Source organism: Polaribacter sp. M10 (assembly GCF_054968445.1).
This window is the reverse complement of record NZ_JBSSBG010000013.1, coordinates 41141-59474: the sequence shown is the minus strand read 5'-3', so window position 1 is coordinate 59474 and position 18334 is coordinate 41141. Positions and strand designations below refer to the sequence as shown.

Sequence of the window (18334 nt, the reverse complement as noted above, 5' to 3'; positions counted from 1 at the left end):
AAAATAATAAAATTAGTCATTATGCATAAATGCTTGTTTTTGTAATAAAAACTCTTCTGTTTCAACAACATCTTCATCTGGTACACAACAATCTACAGGACATACTGCAGCACATTGTGGCTCATCATGAAAACCTTTACACTCTGTACATTTATCTGGAACAATGTAGTAAATTTCGTCAGAAACTGGTTCTTGATCTTCATCAGCATTTGCTTCTTTTCCATTAGGTAAAACAATATTACCACTTAAATCTGTACCATCAGAATATTTCCAATCGTCTGCACCTTCGTAAATTGCTGTATTAGGACATTCTGGTTCACAAGCCCCACAATTTATGCATTCATCTGTTATTATAATTGCCATAATTTTCTTTTCTGTTTTTGTACCTTTGCTTTTGCAAAAATAAAGCCAAAATTATAGACAACCAAAATAAATGAATAGTATTCAAAATAGAATTACTGCATTTGCAAAATTAGGCCACTTTTTAAGTCAATTTTCTGTTGATACAATAAAAAAAGCTGATAATATTGAATATAATGAAATCTTTTTTGATGGATTTTTACATCAAATAAAAATAGCTCAAGAAAATAATTCTTGGTTTACCAAAGAAAACATATTATTCAGCTTAAATACCTGGTCTAAAGCACTAACAGAAAACAACTTAATTAATTTTACAAAAAACACATCATTTACAACTATTGTACCTAAAAAAGTAGCCATAATTATGGCCGGTAATATTCCTTTAGTTGGTTTTCACGACTTTTTATCGGTATTAATATCTGGTCATTCTGTGGTGGTAAAACAATCTACTAGCGACAAACATTTATTACCATTCTTAGCCAAGTATTTAGAATTTGTTGATGAAACTTTTAAAGGTAAAATTACATTTACAGAAGAAAAACTAACCAATTTCGATGCTGTTATAGCAACAGGAAGCAATAATACTGCGCGTTATTTTGAGTATTATTTTAAAAATAAACCCAATATAATTCGAAAAAGCAGAAATTCTGTGGCTGTTATTAAAGGTGATGAAACAATTGAGGATTTTACAAAACTATCTGATGATGTTTTTCAATACTTTGGTTTGGGTTGTAGATCTGTATCTAAATTATATGTACCTAAAGATTATAATTTTGAAACCTTTTTTAACGGGATGTTTGCAAAAAAAGAAATCATTAATAATGCAAAATATGCCAATAATTACGACTACAACAAAGCCGTTTATTTAATGAGCGAATTCGATTTGTTAGAAAATGGTTTTTTAATGATAAAAGAAGATGAAAGTTATGCATCACCAATTGCTACACTTTTTTACGAATATTATGATAATGAAATCGATTTAAAAATAAAATTACATCAAGAAAGAGAACAAATTCAATGTATTGTTGCTAAAAACTTTTTAGAAAATGAAGTTGCTTTTGGGCAAACTCAACATCCAAAGTTAACAGATTATGCAGATGGCATTAATACCTTAGAATTTTTATCAAATATATAATTGGTTTTTAGTTGATGGTTTTGGGGTTTTGATAATACTAATCAACCTTAAAACTTTGAAACTCGAAACTTTGAAACTTTATAACTTAAAAAAATGAAAAAACATAATTTTAGTGCAGGTCCTTGTATTTTACCACAAGAAGTATTACAAAAAGCATCTGAAGCTATATTAAATTTTAATGATGATAATTTGTCATTAATAGAAATTTCTCACAGAAGTAAACCTTTTGTAGCAGTTATGGAAAAAGCGCGTTCTTTGGCTTTAGAACTTTTAGGATTAGAAAACAAAGGATACAAAGCATTATTTTTACAAGGTGGTGCAAGTACCGAGTTTTTAATGGTAGCTTACAATTTATTAAACAAAAAAGCTGCGTATTTAAATACAGGTGCCTGGTCTGATAAAGCTTTAAAAGAAGCAAAATTATTTGGTGAGGTTGTAGAAGTTGCATCATCTAAAGACAAAAAATTCTCATACATTCCTAAAGGATTTAACATTCCAGAAGATGCAGATTATTTTCACTGTACAAGTAATAATACTGTAGCTGGTACTCAAATTAAGCAATTTCCTGAAACCAATGTTCCTTTGGTTTGCGATATGAGTTCAGATATTTTTTCTAGAAAATTAGATTTCGAAAAGTTCGATATCATTTATGCTGGTGCACAAAAAAATATGGGGCCTGCAGGTACAACTTTAGTTATTATTAAAGAAGATGTATTAGGTAAAGTAGAAAGAGAAATCCCTTCTATGTTAAACTACCAAGTGCATATAGACAAAGATAGTATGTTTAATACACCTCCTGTTTTTGCAGTATATGTTTCTATGCTAACCTTACAATGGTTAAAAGATGTAGGTGGTATTGAATATATAGAAGAAGTTAACAATAAAAAAGCGGAGTTATTATATGCTGAAATAGATAGAAATCCGCTTTTTAAAGGAATTGTTGCTAAAGAAGACAGAAGTACTATGAACGCTACTTTTAATTTAGTTGATGAAAGCCACAAAGAAATTTTCGATAAACTTTGTGCAGAAGCTGGAATTAACGGAATTAATGGTCACAGAAGTGTGGGTGGTTACAGAGCAAGTATGTACAATGCTTTGCCTCTATATAGTGTACAGGCTTTGGTGGATGTAATGCAAGCACTAGAAAAAAAGGTTTAAAGTTTCGAATTTAATATTCAAAAAAATTGAGTATTACATAAACTTTGAACTCTAAATTTTAAATTTTGAACATTTTTAAAGAATGAAAATATTAGCAAATGACGGAATTTCTAAAAGCGGAATAGACGCTTTAGAAAAAGGAGGTTTTACAGTTTTAACCACTAAAGTAGCTCAAAATCAATTAGAAAATTATATTAACGAACACAATATCGATGCAATTTTAGTGCGAAGCGCAACACAAGTAAGGCAAGAGTTAATAGAAGCTTGTCCATCTTTAAAGTTAATAGGAAGAGGTGGTGTTGGTATGGACAATATTGATGTAGAATATGCTATAGACAATGGTTTACACGTTATAAACACACCAGCTGCATCTTCTAGTTCTGTTGCAGAATTGGTTTTTTCGCATTTATTTGGAATGGTTCGTTTTTTACATTCTTCTAACAGAGAAATGCCTTTAGAAGGCGATACTCGTTTTAAAGAATTAAAAAAAGCTTACGCACAAGGTACTGAGTTAAGAGGTAAAACTTTGGGTATTATTGGTTTTGGTAGAATTGGTCAAGAAGTTGCAAAAATTGGTTTAGGTTTAGGCATGAATGTTATTGCAACAGACGAACTTATAGAAACTGCACCTATAACTTTAGATTTTTTTAACGGCCAAAAATTATCTTTTCAGATAGAAACCATTGATAAAGACGAATTATTAAAAGCTGCAGATTTTATTACTTTGCACGTGCCTGCACAAGACGATTATATTATTACTGAAACCGAATTCGATAAAATGAAAGACGGAGTTGGTATTGTAAATGCTGCAAGAGGTGGAATTTTAAATGAAGTAGATTTGGTGAAAGCCATAGAAAGTGGTAAAGTGCAATTTGCTGGTTTAGATGTCTTTGAAACAGAACCTACACCTGCAGTTCAACTTTTAATGAATCCAGAAATTTCTTTAACACCTCATATTGGTGCTGCAACCATAGAAGCACAAGACAGAATTGGCTTAGAATTGGCCAAACAAATTATTGAATTATTAAGAAATTAAAAAAGACGATACAATTTTAAAACAATACAACTTAAAAATTGTATCGTTTTTCATTTTATAATTTAAAAATGATACAAGAAAATTTACAAAAAATAAAAGCAACTTTACCAGAAAATGTAACTTTAGTGGCCGTTTCTAAAACCAAACCTATAGAAGATTTACAAGTTGCATACAATGCTGGTCAGCGAATTTTTGGAGAAAATAAAATTCAAGAAATGGTTGATAAATATGATGCATTACCCAAAGACATTAAATGGCACATGATTGGTCATTTACAGAGTAATAAGGTAAAGTATATGGCACATTTTGTAGATTTAATACATGGTGTAGATAAATTTAAAACACTAAATGTAATTAACAAAGAAGCAAAAAAACACAATCGTATTATAAATTGTTTATTGCAAGCTAAAATTGCAAAAGAAGATACTAAATTCGGTTTGTCTTTTGCTGATATTGAAGCCATTTTATCATCAAAAGAAATTGAAGATTTAAAAAATATTAAGATTGTTGGTTTAATGGGAATGGCTACGTTTACTGATGATACTGATCAATTAGTAGCAGAATTTTCATCACTTAAAAACTTTTTTAATCAACTTAAAACAAATTACACAGATTTAAAAACACTTTCTATGGGAATGAGTGGCGATTATAAAATAGCCATAGAAAATGGAAGTACAATGATAAGAGTTGGTAGCTCAATATTTGGTCATCGTAATTATATTAAGTAAATTTAAAAAAAATTAAAGAAAAAGAATTTGTACGCTATTTTAGATATTGAAACCACTGGTGGTAAATTTAATGAAGAAGGCATTACCGAAATTGCTATTTATAAATTTGATGGCCACCAAGTTATAGACCAATTTATATCATTGGTTAATCCTGAAAGAGAAATTCAACAATTTGTTGTAAAACTCACAGGGATAAACAGTAAAATGCTAAAAAATGCGCCCAAGTTTTTTGAAATTGCTAAAAGAATTGTAGAAATTACCAAAGATTGTATTTTAGTAGCTCACAACTCAGCTTTCGATTATCGTATTTTAAAAACAGAATTTGAACGATTAAGTTTCGATTATCAAAGAAATACTTTATGTACTGTAGAATTAAGTAAAGAACTCATCAAAGATCAACCTTCTTATAGTTTAGGCAAATTAACAAGATCTTTAGGCATACCCATAACAGATAGACATAGAGCCAATGGAGATGCTTTAGCCACCATTCAATTATTTAAATTATTATTAGAAAAAGACACCAAGAAAGAGATTATTCAAAATTCTATTAAATATTTTGATAGAAGAATTGAAAAAGAAAAGCTTAAATCTTTAATTGAAGAAATTCCGCGTGTATCAGGTATTTTTTTTATTCACGATACTAATGGAAAAGTAATTTTTATTGGTAGAGGAAAAAATATAAAACTAGAAATAAATAAGCTTTTTTTAAAAACCACCAAACGTGCTTTAAAAATTCAAGAAAGAGCGTCTTCTGTAACCTTTAACAAAACTGGTAATGAGCTTTTTACACGTTTAAAATATTATTTAGCTTTAGAATCTATATCGCCAAAATTTAACTTTAAAAAGAAGTTTAAAATTACCGAAGACAACTTTAATAACGATAACTTTATTATTATTGATAAAGGCAGAGAATTAGAAGAAAATGCTATAATTTTAATAGAAAACAATACAGTTTGTTGCTATGGTTACACCAATTTAGCTTATCAAGAAAATAATATCGATATTTTAAAATCGGTATTAACTAATATCGAAAACAAAGAAATTTCTAAAACTATTATTAAAAATTATTTAGATAAAAATAAGGTTCAAAAAATTATTAGGTTATAAAAATTAAAATGAAAAAGTTACCCCTAGTATTACTATTATTCTCCTTTTTAGTAATACATGCCCAACAAGAAAAATCATCTAAAATGGAACAAACTACTTTAGATGAATTAAAAATGACGGTTTATGAAAAAGATTCTACAGCAGCAGCAGTAGTTTTGTATGAACATGCCAATGTTTATTTAGATCCAAAAAACGATTATAAAACAAGAACAGATTATTATTATAGAATAAAAATTTTAGATAAAACTGCGTTTGATGAAGCTAATGTTGCTTTAGAATTATACAAAGATCAAAAAGTTTTAGATATAAGAGCCATTACCTATAATATTACTGATATTGGAAGCATAGAAAGAACTGGGTTGTCTAAAGACAAAATTTTTGCGGTAAATGAAACCGAAAACTGGACCACACATCGTTTTACGCTGCCCAATATAAAAGTAGGTTCTGTTATCGAATATTCTTACAGCATAATTTCTCCTTATTCAGGCATAAAAGATTGGTATTTTCAATCTAATATTCCAAAAATAAAAAGTGAATATGATGCCGCTTTTCTAGGGAATTACAAATATAATATTAGAATTGTCGGTTTTTTAAAATTAGATAAAAACGAACCTTCTATTAAAGAAAACTGTATAGATATAGATGGTTTAGGACCTGGTTCTTGTAGAGTATATTCTTTTGGTATGGATCATATTCCTGCTTTTAAAGAAGAAGATTACATGCTAAGTAAAAAGAATTATATATCTCGTATTTCTTTTGATTTAGAATCGTACACAGATCCTAGAGGCACAATTGAAAAGTATACAACAACCTGGAAACAAGCAGATAAAAAACTTAGAAAAATATTTTTAAACAACCAAACATCTAAAAAAAGTTTCTTTAAAAAACAATTACCTCAAGAAATTTTTACACTCGATAATCCTTTAGAAAAAGCAAAAAGAATCTATACGTTTTTACAAGATCATTATACTTGGAATGATAAATATTGGAATGCTGAAGATGAAAAAGTAAAAAAAGCTTTCGATAATAAAGTCGGTAGTGCAGGAGAAATAAATCTATCTTTATACAATGCCTTAGTTGCTGCAGATATTAAAACAGATTTAATAATATTATCAACCAGAAAAAACGGAGTGCCAACCACTCTTTATCCTGTAATTTTTGATTTTAATTACGTAATTGTAAAAGCAACTATAGATGATAAAGAGTATTTACTTGATGCTACTGATAAATTTTTGCCTTTTGGCGAGGTTCCTTTTAGAACTTTAAACGGACAAGCTAGAATTATAAATTACAAAAAAGAAAGTAATTGGATTAACATTAAACCAAAATACAGATCAACCAACAATACAACTGCAAGGTTAACTTTAAACGAAGAAGGTGAATTTTCTGGCTATTTGTTAATTAGAAAGCAAGGCTATTTAGCCAAAAAACAAAGAGAAAAACTAAATGTTTTGTCTAAAGAAGATTATTTAGACGAATTTGAAGAAGACAATCCAGATGTAGAAGTAGAAGATTACAAAGTGATTGGTTTAGACGATTTGGATAAACCTTTACAAGAAACTTTTGGTTTAAACATTTTAATGAACGAGGACTTAACTCAAAAAACAAGAATAAATCCTTTTCTTTTTGATCGATTAAAAGAAAATCCGTTTACGTTAAAAGAAAGAAATTATCCTGTAGATTTTGGTTATGCCAGTAAAAATAGGTTTTCATTAAGTTTGCAAATACCAGACTCTTATAAAATTACGCAATTGCCCAAAGAAGTGGCAATTTCTTTACCCAACAAAGGAGGATTATTTACTTTAAAAATTGTAAAAAAGGATAATATTGTTAACATTTATACTAGAATTAACATCAACAAAAGTAGGTTTACACCAGAAGAATATTTTGCTTTAAAAGAGTTTTTTAATCAAATTGTAATTGCCGAAAACTCTTACATTACTATAGAAAAAAAATAGTTTTCTTTTAAATTGATTATACCATTAACCTATTTTATGTTATTTTAGCCCTCGATAGCAAACTATGAGTTTAGAGCAATTAATTTTACAATTTCAGAAAAAGGATGTTAAAGCCTATGAAAAACTATACAATATGTATTGTGATAGTATTTCTGGAGTTGTAAATAATATTGTTAAAAATGATGATGTTACTCTAGAAATTACCCAAGATGTTTTTATAAAAGCTTGGCACAAAGCAGATACTTATTCTGCAAAAAAAGGACGATTTTTTACGTGGTTATTAAATATAGCTAGAAATGCAGCCATAGATTATACGCGATCTAAAAAATATAAACAGTCTAAACAAAACCTTAATGCCGATTTTTTCGTAGATATATTAGAAACCAGTAGTAGTTTAGACAAAAGCACTAATACAATTGGTTTAAAAGAATTTGTAACTAAATTAGGTGATAAATGTAAAGCTGTAATTGAGTTGATATACTTTAAAGGTTTTACACAAAAAGAAGCATCAGAAGAATTAGAAATGCCTCTTGGTACCATAAAAACAAGAAATAGAACTTGCATTGGCGAATTACGTACAATGTTAGGAGAATAAAAATGGATAGTAAAGGATACATAGCATCTGGAATTTTGGAACTTTATGTTGCAGGCTCCCTTTCTGAAAAAGAAAATCAGGAAGTATATGAAGCTATGCAAAAATATCCTGAAGTAAAAGCAGAAGTAGAATCTATAGAAAAGGCTATTGTACAGCTCACCGCTTTTGCCAAAAAAGACAATTCTTATGATTTTGAAACTATAAAAAATCAGCTAATTGATAAAGAGCCAAAAGTTATTCCGATTTCGAAACCAAAAACAAATTGGTTGCAATATTCTGGTTGGGCAGCTTCTTTATTAATTGGTAGTATTTTAATTTTTACACTTTCTAAAAACAATCAATTAAAAGAACAAATTGCATCAGAAAAAGAATTGTTAGAAGCACAAATTGATAGTGCATCTACTAATTTAGCGGCTGCTGAAAAACTGATTGAAATTTTTAGAGACAAAGACATCATTTCTGTACCATTAGCTGGGCAAACAGTTTCGCCTACTTCTTATGCCAAAGTATATTGGGACAAAAAAACAAACTCTATTTACCTAGATGCTAAAGGTTTACCAGAACCACCAAAAGGAAAAGTTTACCAAGTTTGGTCTTTAAAATTAAGTCCTTTAACACCTACAAGTTTAGGTACTTTAGACAGTTTTACTGCGGATAATAATAAAATCTTTACCATTACAAATGCAAACGAATCTGAAGCATTTGGTATTACTTTAGAGCCAGAAGGTGGTAGCCTCTCTCCTACTTTAGAGCAATTGTACACGTTAGGTGCAGTTTCATCTTAAATTTTTTTTTCACTTTTTTATTGTTGATTATAATGTCATTTTTAGAATGATTTTATACTACATAAAAATCAATTATGATTTCTTAAAATCTTTATATCAAAATTACTATTGCAACTTAGTTGCGTTAATTGGATTTTAGGTATATTTGTTCGTAAAATTTAGAATCAAATAAATATGGAAAAAAGAAAAGTATTTGATGTTGTAATCGTTGGTGGAAGTTATGCTGGTTTATCTGCAGCAATGACATTAGGAAGATCTTTAAAAACTGTTTTAATTATTGATAGTGGTAAACCTTGTAACAGACAAACACCATATTCGCATAATTTTATTACTCAAGATGGTGTAAAACCTAAAGAACTCTTTGAAAAAGCAAAAAGTCAAGTTTTAAAATACAATACCGTTCAATTTTTAAATGATTTGGTAATTTCTACTTCTAAAATTTCTAAAGGATTTGAAATAGAAACCAAGTTAAAAGAAAAAATTATGGCAAAAAAAGTCCTTTTTTCAACAGGAGTTAAAGATATAATGCCAAATCTAAAAGGGTTTAAAGAATCTTGGGGAATTAGTATTTTACATTGCCCTTATTGCCATGGTTATGAAGTTGCCAACAAAAATTTAGGAATTATCGCCAATGGTAAAACTGCATTTGAACTTTGTACTTTGATCCAAAATTGGTCTAAGAATTTAACATTATTTACCAATGGAAAATCAGAATTAACAGAAGAACAAATCGAACTTATATCAAAATTAAAAATTACAATTGTTGAAAAAGAAATTGAAGAATTAATTCATTTAAATGGTAACATAGAAAATATTTCTTTTAAAGACGGTTCTAAAACTAAAATCGAAGCAATATTTTCTAGAGTTCCTTTTATTCAACATTGTAAAATACCAATTGAATTGAGTTGTAAAACATCAGAATCAGGACATTTTGAAGTCGATTTTTTTCAGAAAACAAACATTGATGGAGTTTATGCTGCTGGGGATAATTCATCTCCTTTTAGAGCTGTTTCTATTGCAACATCTTCTGGAACAATTGCTGGTGCTGCAATAAATAAGGAATTGATAAATGAAAGTTTACCTATTTAAAGAGTAGATTTATAAATTAAAAATGCCTATTACAAATTGCAATAGGCATTTCATCTAAAATCAAACTAACCAAACTTAATTTAAATTTTATAAGTTAAAAAATGCCCATTACAATGAAGTAACAGGCACTTCCATCCAACTAAACTAACCAAACAACAGGTTAATTTTAATAATATTTCTTTCTCTTATTCTAATTTCTTTTTCAATTTTCAATGTATTCATACTAAAATTGATATGTAATTGTTGCTTTTGCAAAAAATGGTGTACCAGGTGTAAAATGTATTTCTTCTACAGAATTTACCTCATTTTGTAATCTACTTTCTGTTGCAAATTGTGTTTCATTCCAAGCTACATCAAAAAGGTTTTCTATAGCAACACCAAAGGTTACATCATTTACTTTGTAATTCACATTTAAATCGCTCACAAAATAACCTTCTGCAATTATACTATTGTCTTCGTTTGCAGCTCTATCTCCTAAATATCGATATCTTAATCCGCCTGAAAAATTACCAAGATTTAAAAAAGATATTCCTCCAGACATCGTAAAATTCGGTGCTAGAGGAATATAATCTTCCCCAACTATGTTTTCTAAGCTTTTTGCTTTTGTATAAGTTGCATCTGTATCAAAATAAATATTATTAGTTAACTGATATCTTATTCCTAAATCAACACCAAAACGTTCAGATTTTCCTGATGGTTCTACAATACCAGCATCACCTACGTACACAAATTCTTCTTCAGAAAATAAATACCACAAAGCAGTATTTAGAACCAAATTTTTAGAAGGTTTCCATACATTCCCAAAATCTACACCATAAGCTCTTGGTAAAACTTTATCAGCATTTTGTTGTAAAACCACTCTTGCATCATTAGAATGGAATCCAATTCCAGATTTTAAAAACCATTGTAAATTATCGTTTTGAGTGTATAAAAAATTTAACTTCGGATTTACAATTGCCTTAGTTTTACTCAATGTTTCGTAAGTTGTACTTAAATTATCATTGTATAAAAACTTAAAATAATCGAACCTTAATGCTGGTGATATTTTAAATTTACCAATTTCAAATTCTGAATTAAAAAATGCATAAGCATTGGTTTGCTGCACATCACCAAACTGAATTCTATTTAAAACCTCACTCCTATTTTTTGTGTGCGATAATTCATTGTCTTTAATATTATCAAAACGTAAACCTAAACCTTTGGTAAATTTTGCCTCTACATTTCCATATTTTTTTTCGGTGATGATTTTTGCATTCATCCCAAAGATATTTCTATCCTCAAATTGTTTTATTTGATCTCCATTTATAGGATCTTCCAAGAAAAAAGTAAAGTTAGAATACAACTCAAAATTATAATTTGAATAAAATGCATTGGCTTTAAAAATAGAGCTATCATCTAAAGTTTTTTGCAACTGTACATTTATATTAGATCTAGAAGTAAAACCACCTTCAGTATCATCAATAGCACCAAAACGAGTAATGTTACCATTTGCAACTTCTCTTTCTGGTATTTGTCCAGAAGCATCCCAAGCACTTGTAAAGTGTGATGCTGTTAAAGTCAGCTTGTCTTTTCCGTTTAAATACGTGTTGTATTTTGCAAATAAATTTAGTCTGTTAAAGTTTTGTGACGATTCAAATGGGCCATCAAACTCAATATATTCTAGAGCTACATAAGCATCATCATTTTTTGCATTTTCTAATAAATTGAACATTGCAACAGTTCTTAATGAGTTAAAATCTCCATAACCCACAGAAATCATATTTTTATTTATGGCAGTTTTTGTCGCAAAATTTACATAACCAGCTGTGTTAAAATCACCTTGATTTGCATAATAAGGTCCTTTACCAAAATCGATATTTTTAATGGTTTCTGGAATTACAAAATGCAAATCTGAATAACCTTGACCATGTGCATGCGAAACCATATTTATAGGCATACCATCTACAGAAAGGGTAATATCTGTTCCATGATCTATATCAAAACCTCTTAAAAAAATTTGTTCAGCTTTCCCTCCTCCTGCATGTTGACCAATAAATAAACCTGGCACTTTTCTTAATATTTCTTGCGAATTATTTACCGGGTTTAATTGTAAATCTACTCTTGCAATAGTTTGTAAAGCATTTATTTCTTTACGCAAAACCAGTTCTTCTAATTGAAAAGTTTTGGTTGTTAAAGTGATTGTTATTCCATTTTTTATATGGTTTGGCATCACTTTAAATGTCATTTTTTCGTATCCAAGAATACTAACTTTAATGCTAGTATTAATCTGTATTTTGTCTAACGTAAAATTTCCATTTTCGTTGGTATGTGTATGTGTATTAGATGCTTCGTTTACCACATAAACATTTTCTAAAGGCTCATTAAACGGATTTATAATTTTTCCTTTTAAAGTTTGTCCTATAGTTTGCAAACTGAAGATAAAAACCACGAATAATATGAATCTATTTTTCATTTTTTTATAAAATTTTTCGCGAATCTATATGTTTTTCACCTCAATTTCTGTTAAAGGACCTAACTCATAAACACTTTCTAATAACTCATTTTTTATCTCTTTAGCTTCTAGTATTTTACCATTATGTTTTAAAATAAAAGCAGTGTGTAACAAAGCTTCTGGCTCAAAAGTTTTACCAATAACATGTTTTTCTGAAATCTGTAATGCTTTTTTAGTTTCACCATTTTTATAATAAGCCCAAGCCAATAAATCGTAAGATTGTGCTGTAGGTCTTTCTTTAACCTCTTTTTTTGCAATTTCTATGGCTTCCTTCTTTTTATCATTACTATCAGCAAATAAAATAACGTTGTATTTGGCATACATTGCACCATATTTTTCGTTAGAAACAGCTTCTAAATATTTTTTGGTTTGCTTTTCTTTTTCAGCAACATTCCCCATAAAATCTGCAATTTCTAGCTTTAATAAAAAGTAATCTGGAGAAGTGTTTTCTTTTTGAATTGCATTTAAAATTCTTAAGGCTTCTTCTGGATTTCTCTCATAAGAATACACAATCCATGCAATTCCTTTTTTTGCGTAAGTATTGTTTGGGTTAATTTTTAATGCATTTATATAAGCATTATAAGAATCTTTAATTCTACCTGCATGTCCATAATAATCTGCAAGATTTGTGTAGTTCCACTGAATTAAAGTTTTATTATTGGTAGATTTTGCAATTTTTAAAGCACTTTCTAAAAATTTAATGGCATTATCTAAATTTCCTAAATGATCATTGTATTTAGAAAGTCTTATTAAATAATCAAAATTATTAAAGTTTTTTACTTTGGATAAATATGTAGCTACTTCATTATAATTTCCTAATTCTAGATGTACATCAACCAACATAAAATGGGTCTGCTTTAAATTTTCTCCATTTTTTTCAGCTTTAGTTAATAAGTCTAAAGCTTCTTTAAAACGATGTTGAGAAATATAATTCCTTGCTAAACTTCTTAAATAGCCAGCGTTATTAAAATTTGTTTTTTGGTTAGCGGCTAATAAATTTTCTTCGGCTTCTTTAAGTTGATTAATATTACCTGTTAATTTAAAAATTTGAGCATTTGCACTAGCTATTTTTGAATGATAAGGATATTGATTAGGTGATTTTTCTAACTTGTTTGCCCAAAAATTTAATTCTTTATTTATACTTTCTAAGGCGCTGTTTTTATTTAATTCTAAATACGCTTGGTATTCATATGGATTTGTTATTTGTTTGGTTTGTTCTTTATTGCAACTGATTGTTATATAAAAAGTTACAAATACTAAAATAAGTTGGATGTATTTCATGATTTGTAGTTTTAAGTTAGTATTTTAATAACTGGCGTATTTTACTACGCCAGTATTTTTTTTAGGGGTTGATTTTATTTTGAATCGAATTTGGGGGGAATTCGTTTAAGAGAATTTTAACCTATAATTCTACCAAGGAGCTGCTAAATAAGGGAAAGAAGTTAAAAACTCTTTGTCATTGGCATCTACATTATCATTAGATAAACTTGGGTTTTCGGAGAAATCTTCTCCACCAAAAATCAATAATAATTCAACAGTAATTACATCATCTGCTAAAGCTCTACCTGTTAAAACGTTTGTACCATCATAAAATGTTGTAGTACCATCTAAAGACACATTTAAAACGTCTGTAGCTAATAAACCTGTAAAAGTAGCAGCGTCTAAACCTAAAGCATTTGCATCACCATCATTTGCATAAGCAGGACTTAAACCTGTTAAATTAGTTTGAAACATCGATTGAAACATTGCTCCTTGTTCAGAAGGTATTGTTGTGTTAAAAGCATCTTTACTTGCTGCAGAAACAAAAACTGTGTTTACTGCTGGTCTACCCATTTGATCTTCTTGAACGTAAGTTCCTGAGAAATCTACACTCATTTCCATCATATCAGAATCATTATCATTACAGCTCACCATTAGTAAAGAAAAGGCTGCAATTGCTAAATATTTTATTTTTGAAATTTTCATAATATTATTGTTTAAATTATTTGTTAGTTTTTTATTGTTTTGATTTTGCTTCTACCCAAGTATTAATTGTACCAGAGCCACCTATTGCACTTTTTGGCACTTCTACTACAATAGACATTACATTTGTACCCGCAAAAGTATCTGAACCAGGACTGTTAAAACCAGTCGCATTTCCTGCTATAATTTCGCCATATTGAGCAAAATCCATAAAGAAAGGGTCATCTCTTGGACCTGCAAAAAATTTCATTCCATTTTGATTGGCAACAATTGCAGATGATGATGATATTGCTACTTCAGATTTTGTAGCCATTTCATTAATTGTACTATTTAATCCAGGGTTTGAAGGTGCATAAGGACCAAAGAAATACATTTTTCCATCTCTTGGTATTGCTTGTATAACTAAGTCTTCTACTTTATCATCATTAGTATCAATATTAAATTCTACCATAACATTTTCACTAAAAGAAGCTGATGTTGTTGCATCCGGACTTAATAATCCTTGTACGTTTGCTACAAATACTAAATTGTTTGTGTCTTCTCCTTGAAAAGCATAAAAGTCTGTAATGTCTGCTGATGTTCCACTTACTGCAGGTGCATCTATATGATCTGCTGCAATTGTAATTAAACCGATTATCGCTACGAAAACGGTTGCTACTAAAATTTTTGTTTTTTTCATTGTGTGAGTTTTAAGTTATTTTTAATTGAATCTCACATATACTTACGAGGTAATTGTAATTACGGTTTTAAAAAAGTTTGTTTTTTTTCAAAAAAAAATCAAATTCCTTATAAACAAAGAGAAAATGAGGTAAAAAAAATTATAAATCCACTAAATATTTGTAGTATTGTATCAGAAATTTTAATAAAAATTGAAGAATTCTACTAAAAATAAATCTTGGAAATTTCGCCTTCATGAAATAATTTATGAAGCAGATACTCCAGAAGGCAAATTATTTGATGTTATTTTATTGATTGCCATTATTGCTAGTATACTATTGGTAATGCTAGAAAGTGTCGAAAGCTTTGATGCAAAATATCATAATGCCTTATATATTGGTGAATGGATTTTTACCATTTTGTTTAGTATTGAGTATATTTTAAGAATCATTTCTATAAAAAAACCACTCAAATATGTTTTTAGTTTTTATGGTATCATCGATTTTTTATCAACCATCCCCATTTACTTTTCTTTTATTTTTGTTGGTTCTCAAGGTTTATTAGCTTTAAGAGCTTTACGTTTGCTTAGAGTTTTTAGAATTTTAAAATTAGCCAGATATATTGGTGCTTCTAATAAATTACTTTTAGCTTTAAAAGCGAGTAGAGCTAAAATTGCTGTTTTTCTATTTTTTGTTTTAATTGTTTGTATCATTTTAGGAACAGTAATGTATATGATAGAAGGTGCTGAAAATGGTTTTACAAATATTCCGAAAAGTATTTATTGGGCAATTGTTACTTTAACTACTGTTGGCTTTGGAGACATTGCTCCACAAACTCCTTTAGGGCAATTAATTGCAAGTGTTATTATGATTTTAGGTTATTCTATTATTGCAATTCCCACAGGTATTGTGAGTTCAGAAATGTCTAAAACTGCTCACGAACATCATACAAATACGCAATCTTGCCCAAATTGTTTAAAAGATAATCATAAAGAAAACGCCACTTTTTGTTATCATTGTGGTAGTATTTTAAACGAATGACAAAACATAAAAACACCTTAATTACTATTGTTGGTCCTACTGCCATTGGTAAAACAGCTTTAAGTATTCTATTGGCAAATCATTTTAAAAGTGATATTATTTCTTGCGATTCTAGACAGTTTTATAAAGAAATGACCATAGGAACTGCTGTGCCAGAACCAGAAGAATTGGCGGCTGCAAAACATCATTTTATACAAGACAGAAGTATTTTTAACGACTATAATGTGGGGCAATTTGAAAGAGATGCTTTAACCAAATTAGAAAATCTTTTTAAAGAAAATCCTGTACAAATTATGGTAGGTGGCAGTGGATTATATGTTGATGCTGTTTTAAAAGGTTTAGATTATTTTCCTGAAGTGGATAAACAAATCAGAATAGATTTAACCAAAGAATTAGAAGAAAAAGGAATTGAGTCTTTGCAAGAAAAGCTAAAAAAGTTAGATCTAGAAACATATAATACTATTGCTTTAGATAATCCGCATAGAATTATGAGAGCATTAGAAATTTGTATTGGCACAAACACACCTTATGCTACTTTTAAAAACAAACCCAAAGCCCCAAGAAATTTTAATAGTATTAAAATTGGGTTAACAGCAGATAGAGAAATTATTTATAGTAGAATTAACCAAAGAGTAGATTTAATGATAGCAAATGGTTTGTTAGAAGAAGCCAAAGCATTACATCAACACAAAAACCTTAACGCCTTACAAACTGTGGGTTACAGAGAATTATTTTCTTTTTTTGAAGGCGATTTTACAAAAGAATTTGCCATTTCTGAAATTAAAAAAAATACAAGACGCTTTGCTAAAAGACAGATAACTTGGTTTAAAAAAGACAGTGAAACTTTTTGGTTTGATTATAAAACTGACATCAATACAATTATTAAAACCATAGAAGAAACGTTAGTTTCAGAAAGTTAAATTTTTAACTTTTTTTATGATCAACTCACTTTCGTAAATCATTCACTTTTATATCTTTGTTTCACATAAAATTACAATCATGAAATCAAAAATTACAATTCTATTTATTGCTTTTATTAGTACATTATCAATTGCACAAACCAAAACTGGTACAATAAATAGCGATTATATTATAAATATTATGCCAGAGGCCAAAATTGTTGTTAAAAAAACCCAAGAATATGGTGCAAGATTAGATTCTTCTTTTTCTATTAAAATGAAAGAATATCAAGATAAAGTTGCCGATTTTAAAGAAAAAGAGAAAGAAATGGGCGATTTAATGAAAAAAACAATGATTAAAGAATTAACAGGTTTAGAGCAAAACATGAATCAATACCAAAATAATGGTAAAAAGTTAATGCAATTAAAACAAAACGAGTTAATGAGACCTTTGTATAAAAAATTAAGCGACGCTATAAAAGTTGTTGTAAAAGAACAAGGATATACTCATATACTAACAATTTCTGGTAACGAATTTGCTTATGTTGATGAAAAATATGATATCACTAAATTAGTAATGGCTAAATTAGGTGTTAAAGAACCAGAAGTAAAAGAATAATTTATTCTTTTAAACAATATTTAAAAGTCTCATTTTTATGAGACTTTTTTTTATTTTTATATAATACTTTCTACTTTAAATTACACTTAAATTATATGAACCTTGATACATCTATTCTATCACAAATTTTTAAAAATGTTTCATTTTCTTCGGATGAAAAAAAGAGTATTGAAAGCAAATTAGAAAAACTTACTTTAAAAAAAGGGATAACAATTCTAAAAGCCGGTGATATAGTAACTAATCAATACTATGTTTTTGATGGATGTTTAAGAACCTATTTTATAGACAATTCTGGTAAAGAACATACTTTACAATTTGCTATAAATGATTGGTGGATTAGTGATTACACTGCTTTTTTTACATCTACAAAAGCAATAATGCATATAGAAACCATCCAAAATGCTACGCTATATAAAATATCAAAAGAAAATATGGAGATTCTTTATAAAGAAATTCCTCAATTAGAAACTTTTTTCCGGAAAAAAATGGAAAGGGCTTTTACTAGTTTTCAAAAAAGAATTTTGGCTAGTTTATCTCAATCAGCCAAAGAAAGATACCTTTCATTTATAACTACTTATCCTAATATAGAACAGAATGTAAAAAACTTTCATATTGCTTCATATCTAGGAATTACTACAGAAAGTTTAAGTAGAATTAGAAAAGAAATAGCGCAAAATTAATTTATTACCATACATCAATTTTTAGGGTTTCATTT

The 18334-nt window shown here is 28.6% G+C and carries 18 protein-coding genes; 13 read left to right on the top strand and 5 right to left on the bottom strand.

Going from position 1 to position 18334, the window contains the following annotated elements; genetic code table 11:
- Positions 1-12: 12 nt before the first annotated feature.
- Complete coding sequence (locus tag ACWYN7_RS12060) at positions 13-363, bottom strand: 4Fe-4S dicluster domain-containing protein (protein ID WP_462860228.1); 351 nt, start codon at positions 361-363, stop codon at positions 13-15.
- Positions 364-433: 70 nt separating this feature from the next.
- Between ACWYN7_RS12060 and ACWYN7_RS12055 the strand changes: the two genes are divergently transcribed.
- The 9 genes from ACWYN7_RS12055 (at position 434) to ACWYN7_RS12015 (ending at position 9951) form a co-directional block, all read left to right on the top strand.
- Positions 434-1495: an acyl-CoA reductase gene (locus tag ACWYN7_RS12055; protein ID WP_462860227.1), complete on the top strand. Its 1062-nt coding sequence runs from the start codon at positions 434-436 to the stop codon at positions 1493-1495.
- Between the two features lie 93 nt (positions 1496-1588).
- Positions 1589-2653 (top strand): 3-phosphoserine/phosphohydroxythreonine transaminase, encoded by a 1065-nt coding sequence (gene serC, locus ACWYN7_RS12050; RefSeq protein ID WP_462860226.1) that lies wholly within the window; start codon positions 1589-1591, stop codon positions 2651-2653.
- Positions 2654-2735: 82 nt separating this feature from the next.
- Positions 2736-3689: a D-2-hydroxyacid dehydrogenase gene (locus ACWYN7_RS12045; RefSeq protein ID WP_462860225.1), complete on the top strand. Its 954-nt coding sequence runs from the start codon at positions 2736-2738 to the stop codon at positions 3687-3689.
- Positions 3690-3757: 68 nt separating this feature from the next.
- Positions 3758-4417 (top strand): YggS family pyridoxal phosphate-dependent enzyme, encoded by a 660-nt coding sequence (locus tag ACWYN7_RS12040; protein ID WP_462860224.1) that lies wholly within the window; start codon positions 3758-3760, stop codon positions 4415-4417.
- 27 nt (positions 4418-4444) lie between these two features.
- Positions 4445-5524, top strand: a complete 1080-nt coding sequence (locus tag ACWYN7_RS12035) for a 3'-5' exonuclease (RefSeq protein WP_462860223.1) — start codon at positions 4445-4447, stop codon at positions 5522-5524.
- Positions 5525-5532: 8 nt separating this feature from the next.
- Positions 5533-7482 carry a hypothetical protein gene (locus ACWYN7_RS12030; protein WP_462860222.1) on the top strand — a complete coding sequence of 650 codons (1950 nt, stop codon included), beginning with the start codon at positions 5533-5535 and terminating at the stop codon, positions 7480-7482.
- A 64-nt stretch (positions 7483-7546) separates the two neighbouring features.
- Positions 7547-8077, top strand: a complete 531-nt coding sequence (locus ACWYN7_RS12025; RefSeq protein WP_462860221.1) for an RNA polymerase sigma factor — start codon at positions 7547-7549, stop codon at positions 8075-8077.
- A 2-nt stretch (positions 8078-8079) separates the two neighbouring features.
- Entirely contained in the window at positions 8080-8862 is a 783-nt protein-coding gene (locus ACWYN7_RS12020; RefSeq protein WP_462860220.1) for an anti-sigma factor, read from the top strand.
- A gap of 174 nt (positions 8863-9036) precedes the next feature.
- Entirely contained in the window at positions 9037-9951 is a 915-nt protein-coding gene (locus ACWYN7_RS12015) for an NAD(P)/FAD-dependent oxidoreductase (protein ID WP_462860219.1), read from the top strand.
- Between the two features lie 223 nt (positions 9952-10174).
- Here the strand turns inward: ACWYN7_RS12015 and ACWYN7_RS12010 are convergent, their stop codons facing one another.
- The 4 genes from ACWYN7_RS12010 to ACWYN7_RS11995 form a co-directional block, all read right to left on the bottom strand.
- On the bottom strand, positions 10175-12403 hold the full coding sequence (locus tag ACWYN7_RS12010) for a TonB-dependent receptor (protein WP_462860218.1): 2229 nt from the start codon (positions 12401-12403) through the stop codon (positions 10175-10177).
- A gap of 24 nt (positions 12404-12427) precedes the next feature.
- Complete coding sequence (locus ACWYN7_RS12005) at positions 12428-13723, bottom strand: tetratricopeptide repeat protein (protein WP_462860217.1); 1296 nt, start codon at positions 13721-13723, stop codon at positions 12428-12430.
- A 129-nt stretch (positions 13724-13852) separates the two neighbouring features.
- Positions 13853-14407, bottom strand: a complete 555-nt coding sequence (locus ACWYN7_RS12000; RefSeq protein ID WP_462860216.1) for a DUF4331 family protein — start codon at positions 14405-14407, stop codon at positions 13853-13855.
- A 31-nt stretch (positions 14408-14438) separates the two neighbouring features.
- Positions 14439-15083, bottom strand: coding sequence for a DUF4331 family protein (locus ACWYN7_RS11995; protein ID WP_462860215.1), 645 nt, complete (start codon positions 15081-15083; stop codon positions 14439-14441).
- 190 nt (positions 15084-15273) lie between these two features.
- On the opposite strand from ACWYN7_RS11995, the gene ACWYN7_RS11990 reads away from it, so the two are divergent.
- The 4 genes from ACWYN7_RS11990 (at position 15274) to ACWYN7_RS11975 (ending at position 18299) form a co-directional block, all read left to right on the top strand.
- The gene (locus ACWYN7_RS11990; RefSeq protein ID WP_462860214.1) at positions 15274-16101 is read left to right on the top strand and encodes an ion transporter; all 828 of its coding nucleotides are present in this window, start codon (positions 15274-15276) and stop codon (positions 16099-16101) included.
- Complete coding sequence (miaA, locus tag ACWYN7_RS11985) at positions 16098-17021, top strand: tRNA (adenosine(37)-N6)-dimethylallyltransferase MiaA (protein ID WP_462860213.1); 924 nt, start codon at positions 16098-16100, stop codon at positions 17019-17021. The genes ACWYN7_RS11990 and miaA overlap by 4 nt, the downstream gene beginning before the upstream one ends.
- 79 nt (positions 17022-17100) lie before the next feature.
- On the top strand, positions 17101-17619 hold the full coding sequence (locus tag ACWYN7_RS11980; protein WP_462860212.1) for an OmpH/Skp family outer membrane protein: 519 nt from the start codon (positions 17101-17103) through the stop codon (positions 17617-17619).
- A 95-nt stretch (positions 17620-17714) separates the two neighbouring features.
- On the top strand, positions 17715-18299 hold the full coding sequence (locus ACWYN7_RS11975; protein WP_462860211.1) for a Crp/Fnr family transcriptional regulator: 585 nt from the start codon (positions 17715-17717) through the stop codon (positions 18297-18299).
- Positions 18300-18334 lie beyond the last annotated feature (35 nt).

Excerpts from the sequence above, each read along its gene's own strand:
- ACWYN7_RS12060 (WP_462860228.1), bottom strand. The coding sequence starts at position 363 with ATGGCAATTATAATAACAGATGAATGCATAAATTGTGGGGCTTGTGAA.
- ACWYN7_RS12055 (WP_462860227.1), top strand. The coding sequence starts at position 434 with ATGAATAGTATTCAAAATAGAATTACTGCATTTGCAAAATTAGGCCAC.
- serC (WP_462860226.1), top strand. The coding sequence starts at position 1,589 with ATGAAAAAACATAATTTTAGTGCAGGTCCTTGTATTTTACCACAAGAA.
- ACWYN7_RS12045 (WP_462860225.1), top strand. The coding sequence starts at position 2,736 with ATGAAAATATTAGCAAATGACGGAATTTCTAAAAGCGGAATAGACGCT.
- ACWYN7_RS12040 (WP_462860224.1), top strand. The coding sequence starts at position 3,758 with ATGATACAAGAAAATTTACAAAAAATAAAAGCAACTTTACCAGAAAAT.
- ACWYN7_RS12030 (WP_462860222.1), top strand. The coding sequence starts at position 5,533 with ATGAAAAAGTTACCCCTAGTATTACTATTATTCTCCTTTTTAGTAATA.
- ACWYN7_RS12025 (WP_462860221.1), top strand. The coding sequence starts at position 7,547 with ATGAGTTTAGAGCAATTAATTTTACAATTTCAGAAAAAGGATGTTAAA.
- ACWYN7_RS12020 (WP_462860220.1), top strand. The coding sequence starts at position 8,080 with ATGGATAGTAAAGGATACATAGCATCTGGAATTTTGGAACTTTATGTT.
- ACWYN7_RS12015 (WP_462860219.1), top strand. The coding sequence starts at position 9,037 with ATGGAAAAAAGAAAAGTATTTGATGTTGTAATCGTTGGTGGAAGTTAT.
- ACWYN7_RS12010 (WP_462860218.1), bottom strand. The coding sequence starts at position 12,403 with ATGAAAAATAGATTCATATTATTCGTGGTTTTTATCTTCAGTTTGCAA.
- ACWYN7_RS12005 (WP_462860217.1), bottom strand. The coding sequence starts at position 13,723 with ATGAAATACATCCAACTTATTTTAGTATTTGTAACTTTTTATATAACA.
- ACWYN7_RS12000 (WP_462860216.1), bottom strand. The coding sequence starts at position 14,407 with ATGAAAATTTCAAAAATAAAATATTTAGCAATTGCAGCCTTTTCTTTA.
- ACWYN7_RS11995 (WP_462860215.1), bottom strand. The coding sequence starts at position 15,083 with ATGAAAAAAACAAAAATTTTAGTAGCAACCGTTTTCGTAGCGATAATC.
- miaA (WP_462860213.1), top strand. The coding sequence starts at position 16,098 with ATGACAAAACATAAAAACACCTTAATTACTATTGTTGGTCCTACTGCC.
- ACWYN7_RS11980 (WP_462860212.1), top strand. The coding sequence starts at position 17,101 with ATGAAATCAAAAATTACAATTCTATTTATTGCTTTTATTAGTACATTA.
- ACWYN7_RS11975 (WP_462860211.1), top strand. The coding sequence starts at position 17,715 with ATGAACCTTGATACATCTATTCTATCACAAATTTTTAAAAATGTTTCA.